At 55.7% G+C, this 8,488-nt stretch carries 8 protein-coding genes; 7 read left to right on the forward strand and 1 reads right to left on the reverse strand.

The genetic code is table 11. The annotated features are described in order from the left end of the window. Positions 1-50: 50 nt before the first annotated feature. The 7 genes from LAT75_RS14200 to LAT75_RS14230 all read left to right on the forward strand — a co-directional run bounded on the left by LAT75_RS14200 (position 51) and on the right by LAT75_RS14230 (position 8,125). Complete coding sequence (locus tag LAT75_RS14200) at positions 51-611, forward strand: YeeE/YedE thiosulfate transporter family protein (RefSeq protein ID WP_291483340.1); 561 nt, start codon at positions 51-53, stop codon at positions 609-611. Positions 612-629: 18 nt separating this feature from the next. After that, positions 630-1,058 carry a DUF6691 family protein gene (locus LAT75_RS14205; RefSeq protein WP_291483341.1) on the forward strand — a complete coding sequence of 143 codons (429 nt, stop codon included), beginning with the start codon at positions 630-632 and terminating at the stop codon, positions 1,056-1,058. Positions 1,059-1,138: 80 nt separating this feature from the next. Next, a complete protein-coding gene (locus LAT75_RS14210) occupies positions 1,139-2,557 on the forward strand; it encodes an MBL fold metallo-hydrolase (protein WP_291483342.1) in 1,419 nt (472 codons plus the stop codon). Between the two features lie 71 nt (positions 2,558-2,628). Then, positions 2,629-4,434: a sulfate permease gene (sulP, locus tag LAT75_RS14215; RefSeq protein WP_291483346.1), complete on the forward strand. Its 1,806-nt coding sequence runs from the start codon at positions 2,629-2,631 to the stop codon at positions 4,432-4,434. A gap of 47 nt (positions 4,435-4,481) precedes the next feature. Further along, the gene (locus LAT75_RS14220; protein ID WP_363320579.1) at positions 4,482-6,272 is read left to right on the forward strand and encodes an SLC13 family permease; all 1,791 of its coding nucleotides are present in this window, start codon (positions 4,482-4,484) and stop codon (positions 6,270-6,272) included. Positions 6,273-6,386: 114 nt separating this feature from the next. Then, positions 6,387-6,728, forward strand: coding sequence for a rhodanese-like domain-containing protein (locus tag LAT75_RS14225; protein WP_291483343.1), 342 nt, complete (start codon positions 6,387-6,389; stop codon positions 6,726-6,728). Between the two features lie 173 nt (positions 6,729-6,901). Further along, a complete protein-coding gene (locus LAT75_RS14230) occupies positions 6,902-8,125 on the forward strand; it encodes an ABC transporter permease (protein ID WP_291483344.1) in 1,224 nt (407 codons plus the stop codon). A 55-nt stretch (positions 8,126-8,180) separates the two neighbouring features. On the opposite strand, the gene LAT75_RS14235 is transcribed toward LAT75_RS14230, so the two are convergent. Next, on the reverse strand, positions 8,181-8,488 hold a 308-nt coding region (locus tag LAT75_RS14235; RefSeq protein ID WP_291483345.1), incomplete at its 5' end, for a TIM barrel protein.

Raw genomic sequence — 8,488 nt, forward strand, 5'->3', positions numbered from 1 at the left:
TCAGTCAATCAAAACAGAACACGTAATCACACAGTCCTTACCTAATCAATATGTTTGAATTTCTGACACAACCCTGGCCCTGGTACGTTGCCGGGCCCGTAATCGGACTCACCGTCCCCCTTCTGCTTATTCTCGGGGGCAAATCGTTTGGGATTTCTGAAAACCTGCGCCATGCCTGCGCGGCCTGCAATATCGGCAATGTTGAGTTTTTCAAGTACGACTGGAAGAAAAGCGGCGCCTGGAACCTCACCTTTCTGCTGGGTGTCGTGGTCGGCGGACTCCTCGGGGGCGTGATTTTTGCCAACCCGGAGCCGATTCAGCTGGCACAGTCAACCGTTAACGACCTGCGCGAACTCGGCATCACAGATTTCTCGGGCTTTGTTCCCGCTGAGATCTTCACCTGGGAAGTGCTGGGCACCGGCACCGGCCTCACCGTACTGGTAATCGGCGGTTTCCTGGTTGGCTTCGGCGCTCGCTATGCCGGCGGCTGTACTTCAGGCCACGCCATTTCCGGTCTCTCCGACCTTCAGCTCGCCTCCCTGATTGCCGTAATCGGCTTCTTCATCGGCGGCCTTGTTATGACCTATTTCATCTATCCGTTCATTCTTTAATAATCGAAGCCCAATATTATGATTTCACCCAAAGATTTTTTAAAGTACCTTACAGCTGGAACCCTCTTCGGTTTCGTGCTGATGAAGTCAGAGGTTGTATCCTGGTTTCGGATTCAGGAAATGTTCCGCTTCGACTCTTTCCACATGTACGGCATCATTGGCGTTGCGATACTGGTGGGCCTGATTTCCATTCAGATCATCAAACGGTTTAACGTTAAAGACCTGAACGGCAACGGTATCACCATCAACCCCAAAGATGCAACACAGGTTACCCGCTACATAGTTGGCGGCACCATGTTCGGCCTCGGCTGGGCCCTGCTCGGCGCCTGCCCCGGACCGATGTTCGCGCTGCTCGGCAGCGGTATCACCATCATCATTGTACCGATTCTCGCAGCACTTGCCGGCACCTTTGCCTACGGCGCGCTGCGCAGCAAGCTCCCCCACTGATTATTAAAACCATCCGCTGATTTCTCAGCACCCGACTTTCAATTAATTAACAAACACACAACCAAATAAGGTATAACACTATGTTTTACAAGCAATTCTTCGATGACAAACTCGCACAGTACTCCTACCTCATCGGCTGCCAGGCTACCGGCGAAGCCATCGTGATCGACCCGATGCGTGATGTTGATCAGTACATCAACACCGCTACCCGCGAAGGTCTCACCATCACCAAAGCAGTTGATACCCACATCCATGCCGACTACATCTCCGGCCTGCGTGAGTTCGCAGAGCGCGGCGCAAAAGTGTACGGTTCTGATGAAGGTGATGCCGACTGGAAATACGAGTGGCTCATCGGAAGCGACTACGACTACGAGCTCCTCAAAAACAACGATGAGATCAAAATCGGCAACATCACCATCAAAGCATGGCACACTCCGGGCCACACGCCTGAGCACCTGAGCTACTTTATCACCGACGGCGCCGCTGCCGATGTGCCCATGGGCGTTGCAACAGGCGACTTCGTTTTCGTAGGCGACGTAGGCCGCCCCGACCTGCTTGAATCTGCTGCCGGCATGCTCGACGTAATGGAGCCCTCTGCCCGCACCCTCTACAAAACCGTTGAAGAGTTCAAAAGCCTGCCCGAATACATTCAGATCTGGCCGGGTCACGGTGCCGGAAGTGCCTGCGGCAAAGCCCTCGGCGCCATCCCCGAAACCACTGTTGGCTACGAGCTCCGCTTCAACAACTCGCTGAAGTCAGCTACCTCAGAAGACAACTTCGTGAAGTTCATTCTCGAAGGTCAGCCTGAGCCGCCGATGTACTTCGCCCGCATGAAGCGCGACAACAAAATCGGTCCCAAGCTCCTCAAAGGCCTGCCAAACCCCAAGCGCCTCACCGTTGCTGAAATCAATCAGCTGGCCGGCAAAGGCAAAGAAGTGGCCATCATCGATACCCGCGAGCGCGATCAGTACGCCGCCGGGCACCTGCCAGGCTCACTCCTCTCCCCGCTCAACAAGCAGTTCAACACTGTTGTGGGTTCCTATGTGGATGAAGACGAGAAAATGTACCTCGTTGCGGATGAGCATCAGGTGAAGGAAGCAGTTGTGGACCTTATCCGCATCGGCCTCGATAACATCGAAGGCTACATCACCCCGGCTGACCTCCGCGTGTACCACAAACTCGGCGGCAAGCTCGACACCCTCGACATGGCAAGTTTTGAGAAGATGGAAGCCCTCGCACAGCAGGACGGCTACGTGATTCTTGATGTACGCAAGGGAAGCGAGTTCAGCGAGAAGGCTTTCGACGGTGCCGTAAACTTCGCACATACCCGCCTGTTCAACCGCAAGGATGAAATCGCGAAGGATAAAACCTACCTCGTACACTGTATGACCGGCGGCCGCTCAGCTGTAGCAAGTGCCTACCTGAAGCGCGAAGGCCACAATGTAGTACTGGTTGAAGACGACTTCACCGCCTACATGAACAGCAAAGTAACCGCCTGATTTTTTTAGGGTGATGTAATCCTTCCCCCCGAAAAAGATCCAAAGCTGTACACAGGGCCGGTGTGGCATCCATGCCGTACCGGCCCTTTTTTTACCCAAACCACATCTCCGCGCAGCCGCTCCGGCCCGCAACGCTTAGTGCCCGCCCGTACATGATACCCACCGCATCCATCCTGCAACGCTTTTTGCCCGTAACGGCCTGGCTGCCGAACTACGACCGCAGCATGCTGAAAGGCGACCTCAGCGCCGGCCTCACCGTAGGTGTGATGCTGATTCCGCAGGGGATGGCGTACGCACTAATTGCCGGGCTCCCGCCGGAATACGGCCTGTACGCAAGCGTAGTGCCTCTCCTGCTGTATGCCATGCTGGGAACTTCCCGGCATTTGGGCGTTGGCCCGGTGGCGCTGGTCGCCCTGCTTGTTGCCGCAGCCGTAAGCCCGATCGCGCAATCGCCCGATGAATTTATCGCGCTCAGCATTCTGCTCGCGCTTATGGTGGGCGTACTGCAGTTTGTTTTCGGCCTGCTCCGGCTCGGTTTTGTCGTGAACCTGCTTTCCCACCCGGTGCTCTCGGGCTTCATTTCCGCGGCGGCCATCATCATCGGGCTGAGTCAGGTGCATCACCTGCTCGGGGTCTCATCCGTGAGCGGCAGCCTTCACGATATCCTTATTGGTCTCGGCGCGCAGCTCGGCAGCGTGAAGCCAATCACCCTTGCCGTTGGCGCTGCCGGAATCGCGCTGATGATACTCGGCAAGAAATACATCAAGGCCCTGCCTGCCCCCGTGATGGTGCTGATGGCGGGCATCGCGGTCGTCTGGGCTGCGGGACTCCACACTACGGGGCTTTCCGTTGTTGGCGTTATTCCCGCCGGGCTCCCGCCTTTTATGATGCCTGAAATCACCACCGGGGCGCTCACCGCCCTTTTCCCCATGGCGCTTGCCATTGCGCTCGTTGCCTATATGGAAGCCATCGCGGTCGCAAAAGCCATTCAGCAGCGGGCAAAAACCTACAAAGTTGATCCCGATCAGGAGCTCATCGCCATTGGCGCATCCAACATAGCCGGCTCCTTCTTCCTTTCCTTCCCTGTAACCGGCAGTTTTTCGCGCACCGCCGTCAACTTCGATACCGGCGGCAAGAGTCCGATGGCCTCGGTAGTGAGTGCGGTTGTGGTGGTCATCACCCTGCTTTTCCTCACGCCCGTCTTTTTCTATCTGCCGCACGCGGTGCTTGCAGCCGTCATTATCGTTTCGGTTTACGGACTCATCGAGTTCGGGCAGTTCCGCAAGCTCTGGAAACTTGGCCATTACGACCGCTACCTCTTTCTTGCGGCTTTCCTCGGCACGCTTTTCATTGGAATTAAAGAGGGAATTTTACTCGGGGTGATGCTCTCCGTGGCCATGCTGCTGTACCGCTCGGCACGGCCCAATCATGTGGTTTTGGGCCGCATACCCGGCACGCAGATCTACCGCGATACCCGTAACTACGAAACCGAGCCCAACCCTGCTGCCCTCATCTTTCGCTTCGATGCCCCCCTGCATTTTGCCAACGCGGAATTTTACGCCGAAAAAGTAACCGAGCTTATGCAGAACCGGCCGGAAACCCGCTTCATCATTCTGGATTTCAACGGCATCAACGATATCGACTCAACCGGGCTTGAGGCCCTGCATGACCTCCTCAAAAACATCCGCCGCGAAAACCGGGAGCCGCTGATAACCGAAGCGAAGTTTGCCGTGCGTACCATGATCAAGAAAGCATGGCCTGAAAAAGATGTGCCGCAGTTTTTTATGCGGATTGAGGACGCCGTTGAAGCCGCCGGCTGTTTTGATCAGCCGGATGCTGATTTCCGCGAAAGGGGTATTTACACCGACATCAGTTAAATGAGCTTACCATTTCATCCTTCAAAACAACACCCTTAAACAAATTAATGGACATCCAAATCATCATCGTACTGGCGATCATGGCCATGACCATCTTCCTGCTGGTTTCAGAGTTGGTCCGAATCGACATCACCGCCATCATCACCATGCTGGCCCTTTACTGGAGCGGGGTGCTCACAAGCACCGAAACCCTCTCAGGATTTTCGAGCAACGCCGTTATCGCCATGATTGCCGTCATGATTTTGGGCGAAGGCCTGGCCAAAACCGGCATGATGACCCGCTTCTCCAAATGGCTGCTTGGCCGGGTCGGGAACAGCAAGGAGCGGGTGCTCGGAACGCTGTCGCTCTCGGTGGGGACGATTTCCGGGGTGATTCAGAACATCGGGGCTGCGGCCCTGTTCCTGCCCAGCGCAATCGATATTGCCCGTCGGCTGCGCATTTCGGCCTCTGAGCTCATCATGCCGCTCGGGTTTATGGCCATCATCGGGGGTTCGCTCACGATGGTGGGTTCTGGTCACCTCATCCTTACAAACGACCTGCTCAAAGCTGCCGATCTTGAGGAATACGGGCTTTTTGCCGTTACCGGCGTGGGTGTTGCGCTAATGGTTTCGGCCATCATTTTCTTTACGCTTTTCGGGAAGTACTTCCTGCCGCAGGGAACCGGCGGTAAGCTCGACCTCACCGAGCAGGAAAAGGTGATGGAAGCCTTCAACCTGAAAAAAGACATCCTGGCTTTCAGCATCCCGCAGGGGAGTCCGCTGGCGGGTAAAACGGTGGAAGAATCGGGCGCATGGAGCGATCACAGCGTCAATATTCTGGCCGTACGCTCCGGAAAAGACACCAGCTATGCCCCCTGGCGTGAAGCAAAACTGGAAGCTGGTTCAATAGTCGCGCTCTACGGCGATGCCGACCGAGTAGCCGCTTTTGCCCAAAACTGGAAGCTCGAAGCCGGCAATGCCGAAAGCAGCTTCCCGGGGCTCGACGACCCCGACGACTTCGGCTTTGTGGAAATTATTGTGCCGCCGCGGTCTGAGCTGGTGGGTCAGAGCATCCGGCAGTTCGGGATGCGCAAGCGGTTCGGCGTTGAGCCGGTGATGCTCTTCAGCGAAGGCAAACGCGTGGAAAGCGACTTCTCCGACCGCGAAATCAAAAGCGGGGATACCTTCATCATTTTCGGCTCCTGGCGGAATATCAAAAAAATTGAAAGCAGCGACCCCTTCGTGCTGGCAACCGTTGTGGAAGCTGAAATCAAAAACAGCTCCAAAACCTGGCATGCGGCCGGCAGCTTCCTGCTCGCAATTGTGCTGGCCATGAGCGGCTTTTCGATTGCCATCTCCTTCTTTACCGGGGCGCTGGTGATGGTGCTGCTCAAGGTGATGAGCATTCAGGAAGCCTACCGCTCTGTGGAGTGGAAAGTGGTGTTCCTGCTTGTGGGGCTTATCCCGCTGGGTATCGCGATGCAGAACAGCGGCACCGCGCAGTTTCTGGCCGAAAGCGTGATGGGCCTGATCGGCAACAGCAGTACGCTGGTGCTGCTCTTCACGGTCGCCATTCTTGCAACGGGCTTTTCTTTGGTGATGTCTAACGTGGGCGCCGTTGTGGTACTTGCCCCGCTCGTAGTGGGCATCGGCCTCATTGCCGGCGTAGATCCGCGCCCGCTCGTACTGCTTGCCGCCATTAACGCAGGCAACTCCTTTGTGCTTCCGACCCATCAGGTTAACGCCCTTATGATGAGCGCCGGCGGCTACAAAACCAGCGACTATTTCCGGGCCGGCGGCGGCATGACCATCGTGTTCCTGCTTGTTTCGGTGCTATTCTTCTACTATTTCTTCTTTTAAAGGCTTATTTTTGAAAGCTGAAATGCGTAATCAGATTCCGTATTCCTCTTTTTTAAAATCGCTATGTACAAAGTTTCATTAACCGCAGTATTCATCATCCTAATTTTCGCAGCTATGTTTAATATTTTTTCCAGTTCCAACGGAATTGACATTTCATCCAAAGAATTCAAGGACAAACTCGAAAATGAGCGGGGTGTTGTGATTGATGTGCGCACCCGCGAAGAGTTTGATGCCGGTCATCTTGCCCTCACCGACAGGCAGCTCGACGTAATGAACGGCGACTTCCAGAACACCATGCCACAGCTCGATAAGTCCAAAACCTACTACCTGTACTGCCGCTCAGGCAACCGTAGTGGTCAGGCCGCGCGCATGATGAAGCAGTCCGGTTTCGAGAACGTGTACAACGTGGGCGGCTTCGACACCCTCGTTGCCCACGGCTTTGAAGCCAACGACTGATTCCTGAGGCTTCACAGCACCGCTTTTTAGGCCGTCCCTTCAACCGGACGGCTTTTTTTATTTCCGGACGGGAATAATCTCCGCCTGTTTGGTTAGTTTAGGGGCTGTGTTTTCCAGTACTCAGAGAACCGGCGCCGCCGGATGATTCTTCACCCTTCCAATTTCCGCGTTACATGTCGTTTGAGTGGTTTATTGCCCGACGCTATTTCAGCAGCAGCCGTAAAGGCGCTTCGTTTTTATCGTTCATCAAAATCATGGCCGTAAGCGGGGTTGCGGTCGGTGCTGCGGGTCTGCTGATTGCGCTCGCCGTTGTGCACGGCTTCAAAAGTACGATTCAGGAAAAAATTCTGGGGTTTGGTAATCACATCACCGTGAGCACCTACACGGGCAACCCGATTACGCGGGCCGACACCCTGCTCAGCTTTGTGGCCGCGCAGCCCGGAGTTGATGCGGCGCAGCTCGCCGTTACGGGTCAGGGCATGGTGCAGGCCGGCAACTATGTGGAGGGCACCCTCATAAAAGGGGTGGATGAAAACGGCGACCTTTCCGATTTGCGCAGCTACGTTACCGACGGCACCTTCGACCTTCGTATGCAGGAAAACGGCCGTCCCGGACTCGTGCTCGGTCAGCGGCTCGCCCGCAGCATCGGGGCCAGCCCGGGCAGCACCATAACCCTGTACACCCTGCGCGGCAGCGGCGGCACGGAACTGCCGGACATCATGCAGTTCACCCTCACCGGCATTTACCACACCGGCATTGATATTTTTGATGATACCTTTGTGATGATCGGCTTCTCCCACGCCGCCCGCCTGCTCAGCGTGCCGCCCGGCATGGCGCATCAGGTTGATGTTCGGGTGAGCGATCTGGGCCTCATCCGTCAGGTGCACGCACAGCTGCATGAGGAGCTGCGCTTTCCGCTGTATGTGGAGAATATTTACCAGACCTACAGCAACCTCTTCGCGTGGATCGACCTTCAGGAGCAGACCATCCCCTTTGTAATCAGCGTGATGATTATCGTGGCGGCCTTCAATCTTATCGGGGCCGTGCTGATGATGGTGCTTGAGCGCACCCGCGATATCGGCATCCTGAAAACCATCGGGGCAAGCGACCGCAGCATTAAATCGATCTTTTTATTTGAAGGGCTTCTGGTCGGAGCGGCCGGACTTGTAATCGGCATTGCGATTTCGCTGCTGTTTTACTGGCTGCAAAGCACCTACGGCATCATCCCGCTCTCGGAAGACAACTATTTTATGACGACCGCACCGGTTGAGCCCAAAATCCGGGATTTCTTCCTCGTGGGCGGGGTTACCATGCTGCTGTGTGCGCTCGCTTCGTGGCTTCCGGCGCGGACCGCAGCCAAAACGGATCCGCTGAAAGTAATTCAGTTTGGGAGATAAGCGGCAAGCCCGGAAAACCATCCCCCGAAAAACCAAACCAACCGAACCGCCAAAATCACACGTCGCAGATGCGAAAGGCCTGTTCGAGTGCGGCGAGGCGGGCTTGCGAGGTCTGTGCGGTCGGGATAAACTCCTGCGCTACATAGCCCTCAAAGCCGGTTTCAACAATGGCGCGCATGATGGCAGGGTAGAAAAGCTCCTGCGACTCATCAATCTCGTTGCGGCCCGGCACGCCAGCGGTGTGATAATGCCCGAACCAGCGGTGATGGTCGCGTATGGTTCGGATGATGTCGCCCTCACTGATCTGCATGTGGTAGATGTCGTACAGCAGCTTAAAGTTAGGTGAATCAAGCCTTTGGCACA

The organism is Cyclonatronum sp. (genome assembly GCF_022565315.1).
Lineage (GTDB): Bacteria > Bacteroidota > Rhodothermia > Balneolales > Cyclonatronaceae > Cyclonatronum.